The sequence below is a fragment of the Treponema sp. OMZ 857 genome (genome assembly GCF_024181085.1).
Taxonomy (GTDB): domain Bacteria; phylum Spirochaetota; class Spirochaetia; order Treponematales; family Treponemataceae; genus Treponema.
Window position 1 is genome coordinate 567,606 of the sequence record NZ_CP051147.1, and the last position, 20,744, is coordinate 588,349.

A 20,744-nucleotide genomic window follows, 5' to 3' on the forward strand; every position below is an offset into this window, starting at 1 on the left:
TATTTTATAGTGTGGGTGGGAAATCCCACTATTTGGAGGCATACTATGCAGGCAGCAGCGGTCAGATCATATAATGCAAAGGTAGACTCAAAGAAAAGAATTACGTTGCGCAATACAATTTATGAATATTTTCATATTGAAGAATATGAAGATGGAAAAATTGTGTTGGAACCTCGGGAATTAACAAAACCATTTCAAATTTCTCAGAATTCTCTTTCTATGTTGGATTCCAGTGTGGATAATTTTAAAACAGGCAATGTATCAGCGCCTCTGAGTCTCTCCTCTTATACAGATATTGAATAATGTTCAACATCAGAATGGGTGTTCCTGAAATGAAACAATTTTGGGACAATTTAGAGCAAAAAATCAAAGCTAAAAGCGCAAGTAAAAAAGAGATTGAATTATTTAAAAAACTTGTCAGTTGCTTTAAGAAACTTTCTACTGACCCAAGGTATCCAAGCCTTTGTACACATGATATTGAGGCACTTACAAAACGATATAATCTGAAAGTTTGGGAATCCTATGTGGAAAATAACAAACCAGCGGCTGAAAGAATTTTTTGGGTTTATGGACCTGGTCGGGAGGATATTACAGTGATAGGCTTGGAACCGCACCCGAACGATAAAAAGGACGCTTACAATAAAATAACGCTTTCCGTAGTAGAGAAATAGTCTTTACTCATTCTTTATACGATTCCTCAACAATACCCGTTTGGGGCATAATAAATTCCGATTGAGGTAGAACATCCTATACTGTTTCGTAGAATACTAACGATTAATATTAGAATAGACCTGTTCGGAAACTTCGTTTTTTACAGATGCCCATCGATACCATTACCTATTACCCATCAAAATGATGTGAGGTTGTTTCGGTTCGGTTAGCTGTGCGGGCCGGAGATGATTTCCGTTAGTACGGCATTCTTTCCCTGCACTCGTACACGGATATATTCGCCGCCGTGTAAATCGGTTCCGGCTTGTAAAGAATCCTGTATTAAAGGCAACGAAAGATAGTTTTCCGTGATAACGGTTTGCTGTCCGTTGCGCGGCGTTTCGACAACCCCACATATCAGTTTTCCATCCCATGCCTGTAAATATGATGCGGATTGCGTTTCCGCAAGTTCGTTCAGCTTTTTCATCCGTTGACCTGCAATCCGTTCAGGTACTTTTGGCTGCATTTTCCACGCCTCTGTTCCCGGGCGGGCGGAAAAGGGAAAGGCATGTATTCCTGCAAACTCAAGTTCAAAGCACATCCGGTAGGTTTCCTCAAAATCAGCTTCCGTTTCACCGGGGAAACCGGCGATGATATCCGCACCGATAAACGGATTATTCTTTACGCGGCGGAGTTCGGAAACGGCTTGATATATGGTTGCTTTCCTATAGCCTCGGTGCATCGCTTTAAGGACGGTATCGCTGCCCGATTGTACGGAAAGGTGGAAGTGGGGGCAAATCTGCGGATGTGCCAGCAGCGGGACAAGCACCTCATCTATCCTGTCGGGATAAAGACTCGAAATGCGGATACGCATCTCAGTGTTTTCGAGTATGAGTTTGAGTATATCGGCAAAGTCTCCGGCTTCGCTCCGGTACTGCGATAGGTTCACGCCCGTCAGCGTTACTTCACGAGCACCGGTTTCTTCTATACAGCGAAGCCGTTCGAGGACTTCGGCGGCAGGCAGCGACACGGATTTACCCCGTGCAAGCCGTATCCTGCAATAAGCACAGGCATCGTTACAGCCGTCCTGAATTTTCAGTAGTGCGCGTGAGTGGAATAAAAAATGCGGGGAGCTGAGTGCGAATAGCTGGTTCTCCCGTATGCCGCGTATGGATATGTTTTGTACTGATGAGTTTTGTACCGGTTTGTTCTGTGTATGCTGCGGAGCTTTGTCCGTCAAACGGGTAAGGTAGGCGCGCACTGCGCTTAGAAAAAAGGCCGTGTCAAAGTAAGCGCTGTCGGCTACCAATTTTGCAAGGTATGCCGGTATTTCGGTTAATAAATCTTTCTGTTGTCCGGGAAACGCGAGTATATGGGGGTGCAGCGCTTCTATTTCCGCGGCTTCCAGTTGCGCATAGCAGCCTGTTACCAGAATAACGGCATGGGGGTGTGTCTTCACCAGTAATCTGATCAGCCGGCGCGCCTTTTGTTCTGCTTTGCCGGTTACGGTGCATGTATTGACAAAACAGAGAACCGTCTGTTCGGGCGGCAGCGCGGAAGATAACCGGATGGGAGCCGCGGCTTCCGGGGCTGTTATCGTTGAAGTGTCGGCAGGCGTTGTACCGGCGTATCCGGCATAATCGGCATGATCGGTATAGATGGAAAATCCCGCATCGGTACACAGCGCGGCAAAGGACTCAGCCTCCGTTTGATTAAGCCTGCATCCAAGCGTTTCAATCCGTATTGAACATAATTGAATATTCATATTAATGAAGAAAACCTACAATGAGAAGTTAAGAAAGAGGAGAACGCTGCGGCGGGTTAAAAGCGGTGCAGTACGCGTTCATAACCTTTTTGAGCATCGGTTGAATTTTTGTTCAGCTGCAATGCAGACGAATACGCCTCCAATGCTGCCCGGTATTCCTTTGCCTGTTCCCGCGAGTACGCAAGCCTCGTCCACCACACGCTATTGAGCGGTTCCAACCTGATAGCGGTAGAAAAGGCTATATCGGCATGGCGATATTTTGCCATGCGCAAATACAATTCTCCGATATGATAATACACGCCGCTTACCTTCGTACCGTTAGGCGCATACGCAATATAATCTTCAAAAAGATGCAGGCTCTCTTCGTTCCTTCCAAGGTGATAGAGCGCTTGCGCATGGCTTTCAATAAGCCGCGGATCATATTGCGAAACTTCCCGTCCTTTAACTGTCCAGTCGGCCGCTTCCTGATAGCGCTCGTCGGCAAGCAGCGCCCATGTCAGTACAACATAGCTGTCGATATTGCGGGGCATCCGTTCTATTTCGTTTAAACACACCGATGCGGATTCTTTATAGCGGCCTTCACGATATAATACCAGCGCATCATCACCCTTTTGTGCATAAATATAATAGGGAAAAAAGAGCGTTAAAAAACCTAATGCGATTCCTGCCGGAAATCTTTTGCAGAGAGCAAACACGTTCTTATAACCTCTAGTGCCGATTCATCGTACAAATTCCGCTAAAAAAACAACCGCTATCCAGTATTACTTCGGGAGCTGTTACATCGCCGGTTAATTTCCCTGAGGCAAATACATGTACGGAGGTGGTAGCGGTAACATTACCGATGACCTCGCCTTTAATAATAACGCGGTCTGCGTTTATCTTTGCCTTTACTTTTGCATATTCACTGATCATTAAATCGCTTGAAGATTGAATGGTTCCTTGTACGGCACCCTTTATCATAAAGGGCTTTTCAAACTTAATGATCCCGTCAAAGACGATATCCTCAGCTAAAACCGTATCGTAATCTTCTTCATCCAAATCTATCAGCGCTATTTTATCCGCTTCTGTCATAGCTCATAGAATAACAATGATTAACCGTCGAGGTCAAGAGGCTTTCCGGCAGGGTATTGTGCTTTTGTATCCAGTTCCGACAGCGCATCGATTAAAAAGCGGTTGAGAAAAAGCAGACCTTCTTCCGTAAGGTAAACCCGATCGGTCTCGATGCGGCATTGCCTGCGTTTTTCCCAGAGGCTGAGGGTATTGCCGATAAAGGCGGTAATATCCGTGCCGAACCGCCGTGCAAATGCCGGCCGGTTAATCCCTTCCGAAAGCCGGAAACCCATCAGCAGAACCTCTTCTAAAAAGATATTCCGGTCGATATGCTCACACGGATATACCGAAATTCGGTCGGCTGCGGTCATCCATTTGCCGATATCTTTGATTCCTTCAAAACGCTCCGCTGCGATAAATTTTCCGCCGCTATCTTCATGCATCAGAGTTCCGCATGCAGCCGGGCCGATGCCGGCGTATGGTTCCATATTCCAATAGATTTGGTTATGAAGGGAACGGTGCTTATCCTGATACGAAAAATTCGACACCTCATACCGGATGTATCCGTTTTCGGCTAAAAGTTCGATGTTTTGCTGTAACAGGTCGGAAATAAAATCTTCACGGGCTTCCGGAAGCGGCGCTTCGCTGCACAGTCCGTAGAGGGAGAGGTGATCGATGCGGTAGTCTATTAGCCGCTGCACATCGCCGGAAAGGCTCGCCGCGGTCTGTCCGGTCAATCCCGCAATTAAATCACAGGAAAGTTCGCCGTGCCATCGGCTTTTTATCGTATTCAACGCTGTTATCGTTTTTTCTTTTGAACCGCGGCGTCCGTTTACGGCCAATACATCGTTATCAAAAGTCTGTACGCCGATGGAAAGCCGGTTGATGCCGCCTTCGCTGCAAGCTGCAAGCCATTCGGGATGAATATCTTCGGGATTTGCTTCTATCGTAAATTCTTGAACGGGCAGATGTTGCTCTTTACGGATACCGGCCGCGAGGGTGCTAATATCATCGGGGTGCAGCAGCGAAGGTGTACCGCCGCCGATATAGACGGTTTTCCATGCTTCAATAGCAGAGCGTTCTTTAAAAAAACGGACATCGTACAGGAGCCGCTCGATAAATTGAGGATTGGGATGATAAGGGGCAAAGCCCGCCTTTTGTGTTATCGAATAAAAATCGCAATAGCGGCATTTTTGTGTGCAGAATGGAATGTGAATGTAAAGACCTGACGGCTTCACGGGTATGGTTTCGGCTTAGAAAAAAGCAATACGGGAAAACGGCCAATACCGCATTAGGATGCGTCCCTTAATCTGTGTTGCCGCCTGTAACGGTCCCCAGAGGCGGGAATCACTTGAGGCGATTCGGTTGTCGCACAATACAAAGTATTCCCCTTCCTTGAGCGTAATTTCGGGATAAGCGCCTGAGAACGGCAGTGACGTATCCCAGTTCTCCGGTAGATTTTCGCTTTTGACGTTATAGTCGTTTTCCGTTACTTCAAACTCGGTTAAGAAATGTCCGCCGTTCTTTGTTTTAATATGCAGTACAAAATCTTCCATATATATTGTATCGCCGGGGATGCCGACAACGCGCCGGATAAAAGGTTTTGCTTGCGACGGCTGATTAGCTGCAAAGGGATTAACCAGCTGGAAGGTAAAAAAGGCAACGATTTTTTGTACCGTTTTTTCAAAAAAGTTTTGATGAGGCCGTTCAATCGGTTCGACCGTTACGAGCGTACCCCGTTCAATATCTTTTTGGGAGGAATAAAAAGGAGCGGTAATAATCATATCCCCGGAGGAAAAAGTCGGCTGCATTGTATCCGCTTGAATTCGGTACGCGGCGATAATATACGAGTTGATAAGCTGATACAGTATAAAAAGTAAGAAAACAATAAAAGCGATCCGGATAATTTTAAACCGCTTTTCCCGCCGTTCAGTATATGAAGTAAATTTGTACCGTTGAAAAAACATAAAAAACCTATTCTACCGGTGATGCTATGTATTTGAATAATGATATCGGAATATCTTTTGTCACTACAGTACCATTTTGTCTCTACGTTGACAAGTATTTTAAGATGAATATAATGAGTTTAATGGACGGAGAGCCGATAAAAATTATCGCAAAGAATAAAAAAGCGCATTTTGACTATTCTATCGAAGAAACAATAGAATGCGGGATTGCGCTGCAAGGTACCGAAATAAAATCGGTAAGGGACGGGTGTATTTCATTCCCCGATTCGTTTGCCGAAATTATACGGAATGAGGTGTGGTTGAAAAATTTTCATATTTCGGAATATGTGTATTCTTCAATCTTTAACCATGATCCCGACCGTCCTAAGAAACTGCTGCTGCATAAAGATGAAATTAAACGATTAACCCGAAAAACGGAGGAAAAGGGCTATACGCTTATTCCTCTTGAGTTTTACTTAAAGCGGGGACGGATTAAGGTCATACTCGGCATCTGTAAGGGTAAAAAGCAGTTTGATAAACGGGCAGACATAAAGGAGCGGGATATTAAGCGGGATATGCAACGGGAACTGCACCTAAAAAACAGGTGATGACAAGCATGAAACACGGAAGAAAAAAAACTCTATACATAGCCCTCCTGCTGCTCATCAGTCTGCCGCCGGCGCTTTCTGCGCTGCCGGGTGTTGCAGTGTATCAATTACAAGCGCCTGAAATGCCTGAGCAAACGGCTCAGACGGTCGATAATCTTGTCTTTTCTTTTATTAAAGAACTTAAAACATATACTATCTTCGATGTGCGTAATGAGTCCGTGCCGGTTGATTTTCCTAAAAATCCGGCTATTGAATATATTTTCTTCGGGGTATTGGAAGAAGTTCCTGAAGGAATCAAGCTTGAGCTCGTGTTAAAGGGACGAAAAGATCAATTTACCCGTATCATTTCGAAAGTATACGGTAATATCAACAAAATCCTGCTTGATTCACGACTGTTGGTGTTCAATCTCTTTGATTTTTCGATACCCTTGGATAGTCTTGCAATTTCGACGCCGCAAAATGAACAAGACACGGAATTCGGATACATCGAGACCGTCGATTCGCTTGCCGGTTCATGGAAAGGAGAACCCGGTCTTGACCGTGTGATGATATTACGCGGCGGCCGCGGTATGGCGGTGTTTTCAAGCGGCGTGTCTGTTTCGCTCGATTTAAAAATAGATAACGGATACCTGCTGGTAACTCAAAAAGGCAGTTTGCAGCCCCGCCAGTTCCTCAATTTACCCGATGAAATTGCCCGTCAGGCAGTGCAAAAAACCAATCCGCCCCAATGGCGCTTTTTGGTATCCCCCGATAAAAAAATTCTTTCAGGCACAAAGGTCGATGCGCAGATACAATATAATGAAACGGCCATTATCAGTGTGAACTACGGTACTGCAGCAGTTGAATGGCTGCGCGATTAAGCCCTCATGCATTACGAAGATGAAGCGGAGGAACGTGTATATCACCGCCTGAATGCCGATAAAATAGCAGGCTATCTTGAAGAAACCGGCAGCTTTGCTTCTTTTTTTGATCACTATGAAGAGCGCCCTCCGCAACTTGATCTGACCCGCGCAATAACCCATTGTTTTAACGACAGTACAATCGGCGTTTTTGAAGCGGGAACCGGTGTCGGCAAGAGTTTGGCATACTTGCTGCCTGCCTTTGAATGGGCGCTTGCTAATAAAGTCCGTATTGTCATCTCCACCGGTACCATCAATTTACAACATCAGCTCATCGATAAGGATGTTCCCGACGCCTTAAAAATACTCGGTGTATGCGGCGAGCAATCGGAACAGCCTCAGGCGGTGCTTATTAAAGGACGGCAGAATTACCTCTGTTTGCGGCGGCTTATGCAGACAATACAGGAACCTGATCTCTTTAGTCAGGAAGCGGAAGAGCTGGCTGCTATCCAAAAATGGGCGCAAACAAGCAAAGACGGCGCCCGATCCGAACTCCCGTTTATGCCCGCCGCAGGGCTGTGGTCAAAGATTTGCTCCGAATCGGATAACTGTCTTGGGCAGCGTTGTCCTTTTTACACCGACTGCTTTGTGATGAAGCTGCGCAAAAAAGCGGAAAAGGCGGCGCTTTTAATTGTCAATCACCATCTGCTCTTTGCCGATCTTGCCAGCAGAAAAGAAGGAGCGGGGTATGCTGCAACCGCGGTTCTGCCGTCCTTTAACGCAATCATCTTTGACGAGGCGCACACGATTGAAGAGGCGGCAAGCGGATTTTTTTCCCGTACCTTTTCCCGCTATGATTTAACCCGCTGTATTACAACGCTTTCCCGCACTAAAAAAGGAAAAGCCGCGGGCTGTATCGAAAAAATCACCGCGGTTTCGACTAAAGCCGAGTTGATGCCTGCTATTATCGCGGCTCTTGCAAAAACGCAAGCGGCCTATTCCGCACTGGAAGCACAGGCGCTTTCGTTTTGCGGAAATGTGAGTAGCCTCAGTTTTACTCAAGTGCCGGCATCAAAGACGGCGGCGTTGCTTGCCGCGTGCAAAGATTTTTATGCAGAGCTGAATATCCTCAATGTCAAGCTCGCGGTGCTGATTACTAATGCCGAACCGGACGAAGGCTCTCCGTATGAAGAAGCGGTGCGGGAAGGCTCGCTTGCGCTGCACCGGCTGCAAGATATTTCCGAAACCCTCGAAAACTTTTTCCGCTGGAAGGAGTTGCCCGATTACGTCTTTTGGATAGAAAAATACCAAAGTCCTGCGGGAGAAGTTCCTTACTTTAATCAAACGCCGGTGGATATGTCGGGTTTGTTGAGGCAGGCGGTGTTCACGCCCTTCGACACCGTCATTGCCCTTTCCGCAACGCTGAAAATCGGCACGAGCTTTTCGTATTGGCTGGGCAGGGTCGGTCTGCATCCTTTTTCCGACAAACCGGTGCGCACCGGTACCTTTGAATCGCCTTTCCCGTACGATAAAAACGTTCTTTTGAATATCCCGACGGATGCGCCTGCTCCCGACGACGAGCAGTTTCAGCAGTTCGTGAACACCGCCGTTACCAAATTGATTGAAATGACCGGAGGAAAAACACTTGTCCTGTTTACCTCTTATGAGTCGTTAAAACAAACGTGCGCATACGCCCGCAAGGAACTGCCTGGCATGGAGCTATTGCAGCAGGGTGAAGACGATCGCAGCCGCCTCTTGCAAACTTTTAAAGAACATATCGACAGCAGCTTATTCGCAACGGCCTCATTTTGGGCAGGCATCGACGTACCGGGAGAGGCGCTTAGCCATGTCATTTTGGTAAAACTGCCCTTTGCCGTGCCGAGTGCGCCGCTTTTCCGCGCCCGTGCGGATGCCATCGAAAAAAGGGGAGGCAGTTCGTTTATGCAGTTAAGCGTCCCCGAAGCAGTCGTGCAGTTCCGGCAAGGCTTTGGCCGCCTGATGCGCTCACAGACCGACCGCGGTATTGTAACGCTGCTTGATAAACGTGCACTCGTTAAACAGTACGGAAGGATCTTTATCGATAGTATTCCTCCGACAAAACAATGCTTTGCATCTTTGCAAGAAATAGTATATACTATTGAAAATTTTTTGTATTGACGGAGTTCCCATGCTTGGAATTTTTTGCATAGTATGCTGTATCAACACAATAGCAGGATGGGCGTTATTAAACCGTATTGCTTATGCCGTATATCGGCCGTGGTGTAAAAAAATCAATGCGCATATTTCAACCGTTGTTGCTCACCGTATTTTTTCAATTTTTTCTACTTATCTAAACTTCCGCTTTAAGGGCGACTATGCGCTTGTGCCGCAGCTGCCGGAACAGTATTTATTGATTTCCAACCATCAAAGCATTTTGGATATTGTTGTGTATATGAACTATCTCGGCGGAAAGCGGGTTCGCTTTGTCGCAAAGAAAGAACTTGCAGACCATGTCCCATTGGTTTCCGTTATGCTGAAAAGCGACGAGCATTGTCTGGTACGGCGTACCGGTAGTCCCAGCCAAGCGATGCAGGCAATGGATTCATTTGCACAACGGGTGGTGCGCAACAATTGGATACCGATTTTATTTCCGGAAGGAACCCGCTCGAAGGATGGTACAGTCGGAACCTTTCATTCGGCGGGATTCCGGCGGTTTTTATCCAAGGCGCCGATGCCGGTGGTTGTTGCTGCCGTTGACGGCGGATGGAATATCTCTTCGATAACACGGCTTGCAACCAACCTGCGCGGCGGTTCGTATCGCGTTAAAATCTTAAAAATATATCCGACGCCTACTACAAAGGAAGCCCAGCTGAAAGTTTTGGAAGAAAGTAAAGAGTTGATACAGGAGCAGCTTAAAGTCTGGCGAAATCAGAGTAGGTAATGCATAATTAACACTGAAAGAACGAATTTTTTAGAGGTTCCCTGTTTTGGCTTTCCCTCTTTAAAGTTTGCATTTTATATTCCGATAAAGGTATAGAAACGTAATTTACGGATTCTTCATGCACAGGAGTTGTTATGCGGAAACTTTATATGATAATGATCATGGCAGTCTTTTCTGCTGCCGTTTATGCAGGAGATATTGCAAACTTTGTTAATTTAGGTTTTTCAGCTGATGGAACAAAGTTTGCATTCGGTCAGCACGGTTTACAGGATAAGACCTACCGTGCGTATGCTGAAATTTATGCTGTCGATGTAGGTGCCAATACCTTTCTCCCTAACGGTATTTTCAGGACATCTCCCTCAAAGCAAACGGAAGGCAAAGAGAGTAAAGCGACTTTTCTTGCATTACAGAATAGAGCGCAAGTTTCCTTGAGTAAATGGGGTATTTCCGAAATCCGGCAGGGACGGGTTCTTTATGCGCAGACAGAATCGACGGAAGGGAATCAGACTCTATTTTTCCGCGACTTCCAAACAAGTGATGAATATACGGTTGTGCTGAATACAACGCAAAAATCAAAAACAGAAAGCTCATTTTATTTAACGGTAGAAAAAACAAAACCGAACGGAACTAAGGTAAAAAAAGAGGTTGGCCGTCCCGATTATGTCAGAAGCGGTGTTAAAAATTATGCTGTTAAGAAGATATTGATGGATGACACCTCCCGGTCTCTCATTTTTATTATTGAAAAAAAAGAATATTCTGCTGAAGGTGATTCTTTCCGCTATATGGTGGAGGCAACCTTAATCGAATAGAGGGTGCGGGTAAAAAGGCGGTTCCGCTATTTTAATTTTTATTTATTCGGTATATACTGGTAGCTATGAGTACTGATATAATGATAACAGACGATCGCTTAAATTTTTCGTTAAGCTTAGCTGATTTTTTACGGGTACAGGGGCAGCGTGTAATCGTTATTTCCGATGCCGAACGAACAAAAGATAAAAAAACGGAGAATGCGATAGGTCCTGTGTTATTATGGAACCGCCAATCCGTATTTTCGCTTCAATCTTTACCGCTCCAATTTAAAACGTTACAGTTAAATATTGAAACTGCACTGCTGATCTTTGATGCACCGGCATATACCGAATTATATTCCAATACCGGTGTATTGCATGCCGACAAGATCGTTACCGAATTGATTACTGCAAATATACAGTTGGCCTACACTTTTATGCGGTATTTTATTCATAAAAAATCGGGGAAATTAATATTTGTACATCGAGATGTCTCTCCTTCATGCGGGAATATACCGGTTGCCGCTGCGTCCGGGGCATTTGTCAGGATGGCGGAGGCAAGTGTAGCAACACTTGCACAGGAAGAAAATGCTCTTTTGCAAACAATGCTTGTTCGCCTTGAGGGAGAAGATAATGCGCTTTATACCGAATGGCTGGCTGCACAAATAAACCAGCCTGCGTTGTCGCGTATGCCCGGCAAATGGATTAAAGCAGGACAGCGTGGATTATTTGGCAAATAGGCTTCTTCCTGTAAGCATTCTTTAATTATTTAAGGAGAAATAATGGATACTAAAAAAAAGAATATGTCTCTGCGTACTAAAATTTTGCTGAGCGGTGTCATTACGCTGTGTATTGTAATAATATGCGCCTGTGCCATAATCGGGTTTCAACTATATCAGGTTAATATAAAACAATACGATCGAACTTCATCTCAGCAGTTTTCTCTTATAGAGCAAACAATTATGCTGTTTATGGAAAACAATAAAAATACGGCAAAAATGCTTGCAGAGCATCCTACCGTGCAAGTTGCTGATACCAGCCTCAATAATTATACGGCTACAAAGCAGAATATGATACTAAAAAATGTGTCGAAGGGCGAAATAGAGCAAGAGATGGTAACGCTGTTTAAGCGTATCTATAACGGATATTCCGATATTGCGGAAGTTTTTTTTGGGTCAAAATGGGGCGGGTTTGCCAGTTCGTGGGATGATACCGTCAGCGCGGGATTTGATCCGCGAAAGCGTATATGGTATCAACAAGCGGAAGCTGCTGGTGGTGATACGATTGTGACGCCTGCATATATGTCAACGATAGGTGCACCTGTTATCTGTTTTTCCAGACAAGTATTATCGCCGGAAGGACGTTTTATCGGAAATCTGGGGCTTGAGGTAAAACTTGAGCAGCTTACTTCATTTATCGATTCGATAAAAGTCGGCAAGACAGGATATGTAATGTTGTTCCAAAATGACGGGACTATTTTAGCCGATCCGATGCATCGGGATTTAGTGTTTACAAAGCTGGATAGTACCGTTAATCAATACCTTAAACATTTTCAAGATATCGGCATCGAAACGAAAGTTGTTACGATCGATAATATTCAGTGGCGGGTACGGGTTTTTGCTATTGATGAATTGGGATGGAAAATAGCGATATTGATGCAAAATAGTGAGATATTGGAAAGTTTTTACCGAATCGTTATCAGTATGGCCGCAGTGGGAACGGGGATGCTGATTATATTTTTCTGGCTTATTTTCTGGTTCTCAAAACGTGTAAAAGGATATTTCCGAAAGCTGCAGCTTATCTTTGCAAAAATGGCATCCGGCGATCTGACCGGACGGTTTTACATTAAGAAAAATGATGAAATCGGCCGTCTGATGATCGATTTTAATACGACAATGGATAAGGTTGCCGGTATGATTAATTCGCTTATCCATGAATCGAAGGCAATGCAGCATGTGGGAGATGATCTCTACAATAATATGTCCGAAACGGCAAGTGCAATAAACGAAATCAGCGCAAATGTGGAAAGTATTAAGCGGCAAGCAAAAACCCAGGCTTCAAGTGTTCAAAAAACCGGCAATGTAGTTGAAAATATTATTGCACAAATTCAAGAACTGGATAAAGAGATTACAGTACAAGCAAATTCAGTTGCGCACTCTTCTTCTGCAGTTGAAGAAATGGCTGCAAATATTGTTACTATTACGCAAACGCTTGAAAAAAATAATGATTTGATAAAAGAGATGTATTCGATGACTCTTGATGGGAAGAACGGCGCTAAGACGGCAAACTCGGTAGTTCAGCAAATAGCGGAGCGCTCCGATTCGCTTTTGGAGGCAAGTGTGATCATTCAGAATATTGCAAGCCAGACAAACCTGCTTGCAATGAATGCCGCTATCGAAGCCGCCCATGCGGGAGAAACCGGAAAAGGTTTTGCGGTTGTTGCCGATGAAATCCGTAAACTTGCGGAAGAATCAAATGCACAGGGAAAGCAAATCGGCGGTGTTCTGAAAGAATCTATTGAAATTATTCGTACGCTGATAGCTGCCGGTAACGGTGCCGAACAGACCTTTGATAAGGTATATGAACTTGCGACCAGAATTTCCGATCAGGAAGACTTTATTACGCGTTCCATGCAAGATCAGATGAATGCGAATAAAGAAGTATTGGCAGCGATTAAAGATATCAATATTACTACGAATACGGTACAAGCCGGTTCATCGGAAATGCTTTCGGGCAGCGGAGAAGTTGCACGGGAGATGAATAAACTGGATGGATTGACTCAGGTTATTACCAACAGCATGGATGAGATGTCTGCCGGTGCTATTCAAATAAATAATGCCGTTGTAGAAGTAAATGATCTGGTGCAAAAAAATAAAGAAAGTATCGAAATATTGGCGAATAAGGTAAAAGAATTTACGATATGATAAAAGAAGCGGAAAAATTTGCGGGTACTGTGATCTATGATATTTTGACGGCAGTTGATTCGTTGTATAATGATATAGACGCAGATCAAAAAATATGGAAGGCAAAGAGCCCCATGCAATGCCCTGACGGCTGCGGTAGTTGTTGTGTTCATTTTGAACCTGAAGTATATGAGGCTGAAGCGCTGTATCTCGCAGCATGGATGCTGGAAAATCAGAGCGAGCGGGCAGACCGCATCGCCGAAGCTGACAGTGATGCTTCTATCGGAGGCGACGGCTGCGTTCTGTTTGACCCCGAAAGCCCGTATCACTGCACGGTGTACGGCGGACGGTGTCTGATATGCCGGTTATTCGGTTTTTCCGGTGATCACGGTAAAGACAGGTGTATCCGCTGGAAGCCGTGCCGGTATATGGAGCCTTCCGTAGTTGCCGGTAACGCAGCAGGCAGAATTTCCGGTACCCCTGTCAACGGGACAGGTACGGTGCAAGATGTTCAAACGGGACGGCAATATGGAGAAGAGGAGATGATGCGATTATTCGGTGCTGTTCCGCCGTATATGGGCGCCGCTTCGTCAAGTCTTTTGGCGCTGAACCCTGATGATACGCATCCCCGTCCGCTGCGGATTGCGCTCCCCGCTGCGATTAAAAAGCTGAAAATGCTGTTGCACTTTATCACACCGCCCGAACCCGATTGTCCTTCACCGCATCCGTTAAGTGCCTAGCACTGCCGCTATCGTGAACTTCATGATACTTTTAGGCTTGAGCCGTTCAGGAAAGACTTCCGTAGGGAGACTCCTTGCCGAACAGCTCGGCTGCTCTTTTTACGACACCGATGAAGTTATCCGCGTTCGTACCGGTTTAACGCCGCGGGAGCTTTGCCGTCAAGGAGGGGTATCCGCATTACATGCTGCGGAAGCTGTTGCCCTGCGTGAATGCTGCGCTCTACATGACTGCGGTTGGGGTGCCTTTGCAGACGAGCCGTTGCGGCACTCTACACCTTTGCCCCTGCCAACCGACGGCTCCGCTGAGAAACGGCAGGGGGCAACCGTAGAAAACTGTGCTGTCATTGCAGCGGGCGGCGGCATCTGCGATAATGTCGAAGCGTCTGCCATCGTTGCGGCGATACCGCTGCGGGTATTCCTCTATGCAACGGAAGCGGTACTTTTTGAACGCCTGACGCGCGATGCACTGCAAACAGGGTATTATCCGGCTTTCTTACGCTTTCTACCTGCCGATCAAAAAGCGGAAGCTCGGCATCTGTTTACCGAATTGTATACGCGCCGCACCGAACTGTACCACAGGAGCTGCAACCTTATCATCGATACGACCGGCTTGGATTGCGCTGCCGCCGCTCAGAAGATAGCGGAGCAATGCTGATTATCGTAAATTAATATATCTTTTGTGAGATACGGCAAACGGTAAAATTCTTATTTCTTTAAGGGCATAGCTTGTCGTTATTGATACGGAGTTACTATCAAAGTTTTGTCCACGTATTCTCCTAAAAATACGTCGCTATATGCACCTATACCTTGCTTTTTTAGTTCATCAAGAAGCCATTCTTCATCCTTCCCGATTACTTTAAGAATATCACTTTGTACCTGACCATCCGTAATAATGGGAAACTTGGGATTTTCTTCACCAGCCTGTATGATAATGAACTGCCCGTTTTGTTCGACTAAAGCTCTCTTTACAGCCTTTGATGAGTAAATGCCATTTGTACGAAGTTTAAACGCTACATCGTGAGCCGATAACCGAGCCTTCTTGCAATTTGTGATATCTATTTTGCCGTCATCGATTATAATTAACGCCTTGCCGTCTATAAGCTGCTTAGCCTTTAGATTACGTTTCTTTACCCATTTCATCGATAGAACAAAGACGCACCAAATGCACAAAACAACAATAAAATCAGGTATTCGAACACTACTGTTGTAAATAGCGCCTCCCATAACTCCACCGAACACATAGTTTATAATTTGGTCACTGGCTGATGATGGCGCTAAATTTCCTTTTCCTGATATGTTTATGATTACTACCATTGCAAAGAAGCCGATGAGCAGCTTTATCGTTACTAGTAAAAATACCCCCATATATGTGCTCCTCTATTATTTAGAAAAATTGTATGGTACGCTTCCTTCATAAATTGAGCTATTATATCATTTTCTTTTTAAATGTATACAGCAAAACTCAGTAATACGTGTATCAAGGGCTTTTCACTTTCCGCGAATCTGATACACAAGCTTAACATCGTAATACGGCTTTTCATTTCTTACCGAAACTTCCAATTTGCCGGAGTGTACCTTTCCGATACCGTCTCGCTTAAAACTGACATATACGCCGCCGCCGTACACGGGACTTTGCAGGTATATAAGACGTTCATTTTCGGTTTCTTCCTTCCGTACTGCTTGGGAAAACGAACCAGCGATACCGCAAAAAACACCGTCGGTAATGCAGAAATGACCGTTTATATGGATAGCATACTTTTTTAAGATAAACGGATTGGCGGTTTTGTCCTGTAATTCAACGGAAGCTCCGGCAGCTGCTTTTTGGAGCCATTGAACGCCGTTAAACCATTTCGGTTTGCTTATGCATATCAGTTCCGTTTTAATAGTATGCAGTTCATTGCGGTAATCCCAGCTTGCCTTCCAACGGATTACTTCATGTTTTACCTGTGTAATAAGCCCTCCGTTATGCAGCATTGTTCTATCTTCCATACTGAACCCATAGAGCGCGGACAGCGAGAAAAGACCGACCTTAAAGTGTGGCTGAATAAAAGCGCTAATCTGTTCGTTTTGCTGCTTCCCATCCCAGTTGACGGCGCGCGCTCCGGTATAGCTGCCGCCGGTTCGTATACCCGCATACCGGTACCAAGCATCGATTTCGGCTTGTACTGCGCCGGAAACGGTTTTGTCTGCCGCATAGCTGCAAAAACCGGTTGTCGAAAACGAGACAATCGGATGAGTAAAAACAGCATTAAGACCGAAAAGCGTGTGGTAACGCTGCCGGATATCTTCACCATATATGCCTGAGGACTCTGCGGAAGATGGTTTTACCTCCCTAACCAATTCCGGCATAAAAGCGGTAAGATATTGAACGGCAAAGTTGATATCAGCTTTTTTCTGATTCATACGCCAGCCGCCTATAAGACCGTACCGCATACGCTGCTTCTTTGGTTCGGGGCTTGCAAAAAAACCTCCGTTCCATCCGCTGCCGTATACTTCAACCCCATATTGAACAGCCTTTTGCCCGCTCCCGATACCGATAAACTGTTCCCACGGAAATTTGACTCCGCCGTAGTTTGCTTTTGTTTTTGAAAAGCCGGTAAAATGTGCTGCTTTTAAGAAACTGTCAAAGGTGAGGCTTCCTGCACCGAGGAAAAGTGCCGGGATATTTTTTTTAGGAAAAGAAGATTGCAGTGCTGCAAGCGGATACAGCCCGACACCGAAATTCCTCACCGACAGTTCAAAGTAGGGTACGGGCATCGGTGATTCAAGCTGTAAATAACCGATGTAGCCGCGTCCGCTGAGTCCGGCAGAAATCCGGGCGCCTTTATGAACACTGTGTACATATCGGAAAAAATAGTCGCGTTCCGGGGCTGTGTGTTTTGCATCAGCCTTATCATTCTGTTGTACGTCCGATGAGGAATCTGCTTTGTCTATTTGTTGTTTGACCGATTCGTCCGTTTGTTGGGTAAGCGCTTTATCCGGTTGCTGCTCAGTTGATTCGTCCGTCTGTTGTCCGCCGCCTGTTTCCGATCCGGTTTCGGAAGCTTTATCGAAATTGTGTTCATCCGTCTCGGCACCGGAATCTTCATTGGAGTATTCATCGATATCGTATTCCTCGCCGTTTTGTAGACCGAATATAAAACGGTCATTGGTTAGCCGGTCAAAAAGCGATTGTTGCCCGTGGACTTGCGTAGAAACGCATCCGAAGAGGGTAACAAACATACACAATAGGGTCGGCATACGCTTGATGCCGTGATAAAATTTTATAAGGTTCATGCCCCTTTTATGCGACATCAACGGCGTTTCGGCTAATAATTTTTATGTTTTTGGAAAAAAAGTGAAAAAAATATGTGGAAAGAAGTTTTTATGGGTAAAGAGTGAGGTAAATAAGTTCTTTTATTTGTGCGAGGGTTTAAAACAAAAAACGGATTCCGGCAGAAGCCGAAATCCGTTTGAGCATTACTGTTAGCAGTTAATCAGTCCGAAAACCATAACGAACAACGCGACGGTTTCGCAAAGACCAACAACGGTAATGTACTGGCCGAAGCCCTTACCGGTTTCCGCAAGCGCATCAGAACCTGCTGCGGAAGCCTTGCCCTGTGCAATAGCGGAAGCTGCAATACCGAGACCGCACGCAACACCGACACCTAACAGGAACCACGGATCCGCTTTTGAAGTAAGCATTGTGTTCATCAGCAAGAAACCGTAAATAGTCTGCGTGAGCGGGGCGCCTGCAAATGCGAGGAGGATGAAGGGAGCCGGTTTATTATTCAAATAACACCGCTTCCATGCTCCGATTGTGCCCTGTCCTGCGATAGCAAGCCCTAATGCCGATCCGAATGCCGAAATACCGAGTGCAGCTGCTGCACCAAACATACCAAAACTCATTGAAATCCTCCAAATTGATAATCTACACGATAAGAAGTTGTTCTTCTTATTTAATTATTCTGCAAAAGGTTCGTATTTGAACCCTGCCCACGTTAGCCCGACATGGTTTGAAAACTCTAATGTATTAAGCCGCACTCCGTGTACGATGACCGAAAGTACGTTCATAATATAGTTTAAACCGTGTCCGAAGAATAACAGCAGCACACCCAAAAAGATGAGGAAGCTGCCGAGTGCCGGCCCCGCCATCTGGTTGACTGTCGCGCTGATTGCAGAACCTGCAAGCCCGACTGCCCAAAGACGGATATAGCTCATAATATCGGCAAAGACGTTTACGACCCCTAAGAACATCGTGATGATATTTTTAAGGCTGTCAACAATACTCTGCCCGATACCGGTTTGATAATTTGAAAAAATAAAGTTGAGCGCAAATCCGCAGCCGATCGCAATCAGTACCGGCTGATTAATCTGATACCGCTCACGGCTGACAACAAGGCTTAACACCACGACATACATACCGCACAGCATTGCAACCGAACCAATGTGCCCCAGTATTTGCGGGGAACGAATATTCCGCACAATCGAGATAAGATGTCCGATTGTCAGCTGAATAAGCCCGAGTGTAAAACAGAACTGCATCAAGTTGGCATTCCTGGTAGTCGCCTCAGTCGCGTTCGAGATAGCCGGTATGGATAGGTTTTTCAGCCATGCGGGGATGTACTCCACCGAGATGCCGAACCAGTTGCAGGTTGCCGTTCCCCAGATAACGGTGAGGACACCGAGATAGAGGAACATCTGCATGGCAAGCGGAGCGGGCTGCTCCTTCGCTTTTGCTTTGACGATTCCGATGAGCGACAAGATCACGAGGATGCCGCCGTAGCCTGCGTCCCCAAAAATCATCGCAAAGAAGATACCGAAAAAGAGCAGGAACCACAGCGAAATATCGGGTTCGCGGTAGCCCGGTACCGTACCGAGGAAGTCCGTCAGCGGGGTAAGCAGCTGTACAAACCGGTTATGCCGCATTGCAGTCGGAACGGCATCTTCTTCAGCCGGCTCATCTGCAATAAATGCCCAGCCGTTTGCCTTTGCAAGCCCTGCAAAATCCGCTTGTTTTTCAGCAAGAATATAACCGGAAAGCCGTGCAAGCCGTATCGGCTCTTTTGCGGCAGTCCCGGCAATGCCGTTTGCAGCATTACCGGAACCGACCGCCGCAGTAGCTGCGTTGCCGGATGCGGCAAGCGTTACCGAGCTATCGGTACCGGAAGCAGCCGCCGTATCTTCCTCAAGCGGGATTACTTCCATACCGGCATGGACGGTTTCAAACTCAATCTCTTTTGCAAGCTTTTTTGCCTCTGCCTTTAACGGCGCAAGCAATTCAGTCCGTGCCCCAATCTTTGCTTTGAATGAGGGCAGCTGTTTTTGCAGCCGTTCCCTTTCGGTATGCATTGCCGAAAGCCGCATATCCGGTAAAATAAGCGGACTAAAATCGGACGGCAAATCGGCAGGAACATCAACAGTTTCTGACACTATCGCAAAGCGGACTGTTTTTCTGCCGCCTGCAAGCCGTACCGTTTTAATGGTTTCAGGCAATGCTGTATATGACTTTTCCGGAAGCTCACCGATTGTCAAATAGATGTCATTTTCTTCAAAGCTGCGTATATCTTCGGGATCAAAATCACCCCAAGAACCGTACGTTTCGATCTCGCCGGTCAGCTTATTGATAGCAGCCCGTGTATTTGCTTCTTGGTCTTTAAGCTCAAGAATCTCATCAACTGCCTGCAATAAGTCATTCCGGTTCAGCGTGAGCGTTTCAGTCTTTGTTTTTTCAGCTTTTTTCGGCTGCGATTCGGTAATCAATGCTTCCGCTTGCTGTACTCTCGCATACGTGTTCTGCAATTCCGTCAAGGTATCGCTTGAAGCGGCTTCCTTTTCGATATGCACCGCACCGAAGTTCCGCAGTGTTTTTAACGCCGCCTTTTTCTGAGAATCCAGCACAAGGAGCGTCAGTTTTTTCATCGGTAAAATCATGCTGTTGCCTCCTCATCCGGAGCGTTCTTTTCCAAGTTCTTTTTGGAAATCTTCCCGCGCACAACCGCCGCTACCTGCTGATCTCCCAGATACACAGAAATCTTTTTGATGTTCCGCTTTGTTTCCGGTATCTTTACCTTTTCAAACAAGTTGACACGCTGCGTTGTAGTACGCAGTTCGTTGTTGAGCCGTGCCACCTGTTCATCGAGGATTTGAGCTTCAAGATCGAGCGATAAAACCCGCTCCATCCGGTCGCAGGCAATGTCGAGCCAAAGCGGCGTTGTAAAAAGATCGTAACGGCTGCGTTCAAAATCTGCCCCGGAAAACACCGGTATCGAAACACCGGCAATATTTCCCGTCGAGGTACGCACTTCTTTCACCTTGAGAATTTCAGGCGTAAAGACTCCCGCTTCACCGAAGACGGCAATCCACTGCTCAAACTCCTTGTGCAGCGCATCGCGGTTCAGCCGAACCTCTTTTGCATGCATCTCAATCGTGCGGATTTCGGTTTGCAGCTGCTGTTTTTTAAGCTGAAGCGTCGGCAAGTACCGCTGGAACATCTTAAGCGATTCTTTTTGATTTTTCAGCTCGTTTTTCGTCAGTTTAATAGCCATCGCTATTCCT

At 45.9% G+C, this 20,744-nt stretch carries 21 protein-coding genes; 11 read left to right on the forward strand and 10 right to left on the reverse strand.

Annotated features, from left to right (window positions below):
* Positions 1 to 45 precede the first annotated feature (45 nt).
* Both E4N66_RS02605 and E4N66_RS02610 read left to right on the forward strand, forming a co-directional pair.
* Entirely contained in the window at positions 46 to 303 is a 258-nt protein-coding gene (locus E4N66_RS02605; protein WP_253728859.1) for a hypothetical protein, read from the forward strand.
* Positions 303 to 671, forward strand: coding sequence for a hypothetical protein (locus E4N66_RS02610; protein ID WP_371922447.1), 369 nt, complete (start codon positions 303 to 305; stop codon positions 669 to 671). Before E4N66_RS02605 ends, E4N66_RS02610 begins: the two co-directional genes overlap by 1 nt.
* Before the next feature lie 206 nt (positions 672 to 877).
* On the opposite strand, the gene mtaB is transcribed toward E4N66_RS02610, so the two are convergent.
* The 5 genes from mtaB to lepB are packed head-to-tail and all read right to left on the reverse strand — an operon-like array spanning position 878 to position 5,430.
* Complete coding sequence (gene mtaB, locus E4N66_RS02615) at positions 878 to 2,413, reverse strand: tRNA (N(6)-L-threonylcarbamoyladenosine(37)-C(2))-methylthiotransferase MtaB (RefSeq protein WP_253728861.1); 1,536 nt, start codon at positions 2,411 to 2,413, stop codon at positions 878 to 880.
* 56 nt (positions 2,414 to 2,469) lie between these two features.
* Entirely contained in the window at positions 2,470 to 3,108 is a 639-nt protein-coding gene (locus E4N66_RS02620; protein WP_253672959.1) for a tetratricopeptide repeat protein, read from the reverse strand.
* Positions 3,109 to 3,121: 13 nt separating this feature from the next.
* Complete coding sequence (locus tag E4N66_RS02625; RefSeq protein WP_044015119.1) at positions 3,122 to 3,484, reverse strand: bactofilin family protein; 363 nt, start codon at positions 3,482 to 3,484, stop codon at positions 3,122 to 3,124.
* A 20-nt stretch (positions 3,485 to 3,504) separates the two neighbouring features.
* Positions 3,505 to 4,701, reverse strand: a complete 1,197-nt coding sequence (locus tag E4N66_RS02630; protein WP_253728862.1) for a coproporphyrinogen-III oxidase family protein — start codon at positions 4,699 to 4,701, stop codon at positions 3,505 to 3,507.
* Positions 4,702 to 4,716: 15 nt separating this feature from the next.
* Complete coding sequence (lepB, locus tag E4N66_RS02635) at positions 4,717 to 5,430, reverse strand: signal peptidase I (RefSeq protein WP_253672955.1); 714 nt, start codon at positions 5,428 to 5,430, stop codon at positions 4,717 to 4,719.
* Positions 5,431 to 5,552: 122 nt separating this feature from the next.
* Between lepB and smpB the strand changes: the two genes are divergently transcribed.
* The 9 genes from smpB to E4N66_RS02680 all read left to right on the forward strand — a co-directional run bounded on the left by smpB (position 5,553) and on the right by E4N66_RS02680 (position 14,862).
* Positions 5,553 to 6,017 carry an SsrA-binding protein SmpB gene (gene smpB / locus E4N66_RS02640; RefSeq protein ID WP_253729422.1) on the forward strand — a complete coding sequence of 155 codons (465 nt, stop codon included), beginning with the start codon at positions 5,553 to 5,555 and terminating at the stop codon, positions 6,015 to 6,017.
* Between the two features lie 8 nt (positions 6,018 to 6,025).
* Positions 6,026 to 6,877: a TP0183 family DNA metabolism protein gene (locus tag E4N66_RS02645; RefSeq protein ID WP_253728863.1), complete on the forward strand. Its 852-nt coding sequence runs from the start codon at positions 6,026 to 6,028 to the stop codon at positions 6,875 to 6,877.
* A gap of 6 nt (positions 6,878 to 6,883) precedes the next feature.
* Positions 6,884 to 9,013 carry an ATP-dependent DNA helicase gene (locus tag E4N66_RS02650; RefSeq protein WP_253728864.1) on the forward strand — a complete coding sequence of 710 codons (2,130 nt, stop codon included), beginning with the start codon at positions 6,884 to 6,886 and terminating at the stop codon, positions 9,011 to 9,013.
* A 10-nt stretch (positions 9,014 to 9,023) separates the two neighbouring features.
* Positions 9,024 to 9,776, forward strand: a complete 753-nt coding sequence (locus E4N66_RS02655; RefSeq protein WP_044015129.1) for a lysophospholipid acyltransferase family protein — start codon at positions 9,024 to 9,026, stop codon at positions 9,774 to 9,776.
* A 134-nt stretch (positions 9,777 to 9,910) separates the two neighbouring features.
* Positions 9,911 to 10,585: a DUF2259 domain-containing protein gene (locus tag E4N66_RS02660; RefSeq protein WP_253672950.1), complete on the forward strand. Its 675-nt coding sequence runs from the start codon at positions 9,911 to 9,913 to the stop codon at positions 10,583 to 10,585.
* Positions 10,586 to 10,665: 80 nt separating this feature from the next.
* Positions 10,666 to 11,304, forward strand: coding sequence for a hypothetical protein (locus E4N66_RS02665; protein WP_253672949.1), 639 nt, complete (start codon positions 10,666 to 10,668; stop codon positions 11,302 to 11,304).
* 42 nt (positions 11,305 to 11,346) lie between these two features.
* A complete protein-coding gene (locus E4N66_RS02670; RefSeq protein WP_253672948.1) occupies positions 11,347 to 13,488 on the forward strand; it encodes a methyl-accepting chemotaxis protein in 2,142 nt (713 codons plus the stop codon).
* The gene (locus E4N66_RS02675; protein ID WP_253672947.1) at positions 13,485 to 14,207 is read left to right on the forward strand and encodes a YkgJ family cysteine cluster protein; all 723 of its coding nucleotides are present in this window, start codon (positions 13,485 to 13,487) and stop codon (positions 14,205 to 14,207) included. The genes E4N66_RS02670 and E4N66_RS02675 overlap by 4 nt, the downstream gene beginning before the upstream one ends.
* A 22-nt stretch (positions 14,208 to 14,229) precedes the next feature.
* A complete protein-coding gene (locus tag E4N66_RS02680) occupies positions 14,230 to 14,862 on the forward strand; it encodes a shikimate kinase (protein WP_044015138.1) in 633 nt (210 codons plus the stop codon).
* Positions 14,863 to 14,939: 77 nt separating this feature from the next.
* Here E4N66_RS02680 and E4N66_RS02685 read toward each other — a convergent pair whose 3' ends face one another.
* From E4N66_RS02685 to E4N66_RS02705, 5 genes are all read right to left on the reverse strand, one after another.
* Complete coding sequence (locus E4N66_RS02685; protein ID WP_044015140.1) at positions 14,940 to 15,572, reverse strand: DUF421 domain-containing protein; 633 nt, start codon at positions 15,570 to 15,572, stop codon at positions 14,940 to 14,942.
* Between the two features lie 123 nt (positions 15,573 to 15,695).
* A complete protein-coding gene (locus E4N66_RS02690; RefSeq protein ID WP_253728865.1) occupies positions 15,696 to 17,483 on the reverse strand; it encodes a hypothetical protein in 1,788 nt (595 codons plus the stop codon).
* Positions 17,484 to 17,672: 189 nt separating this feature from the next.
* Positions 17,673 to 18,095, reverse strand: a complete 423-nt coding sequence (locus E4N66_RS02695; protein WP_044015146.1) for an ATP synthase subunit K — start codon at positions 18,093 to 18,095, stop codon at positions 17,673 to 17,675.
* 54 nt (positions 18,096 to 18,149) lie between these two features.
* Entirely contained in the window at positions 18,150 to 20,120 is a 1,971-nt protein-coding gene (locus E4N66_RS02700) for a V-type ATP synthase subunit I (protein WP_253728866.1), read from the reverse strand.
* Positions 20,117 to 20,734: a V-type ATP synthase subunit D gene (locus tag E4N66_RS02705; protein ID WP_253728867.1), complete on the reverse strand. Its 618-nt coding sequence runs from the start codon at positions 20,732 to 20,734 to the stop codon at positions 20,117 to 20,119. Before E4N66_RS02705 ends, E4N66_RS02700 begins: the two co-directional genes overlap by 4 nt.
* Positions 20,735 to 20,744: the final 10 nt, after the last annotated feature.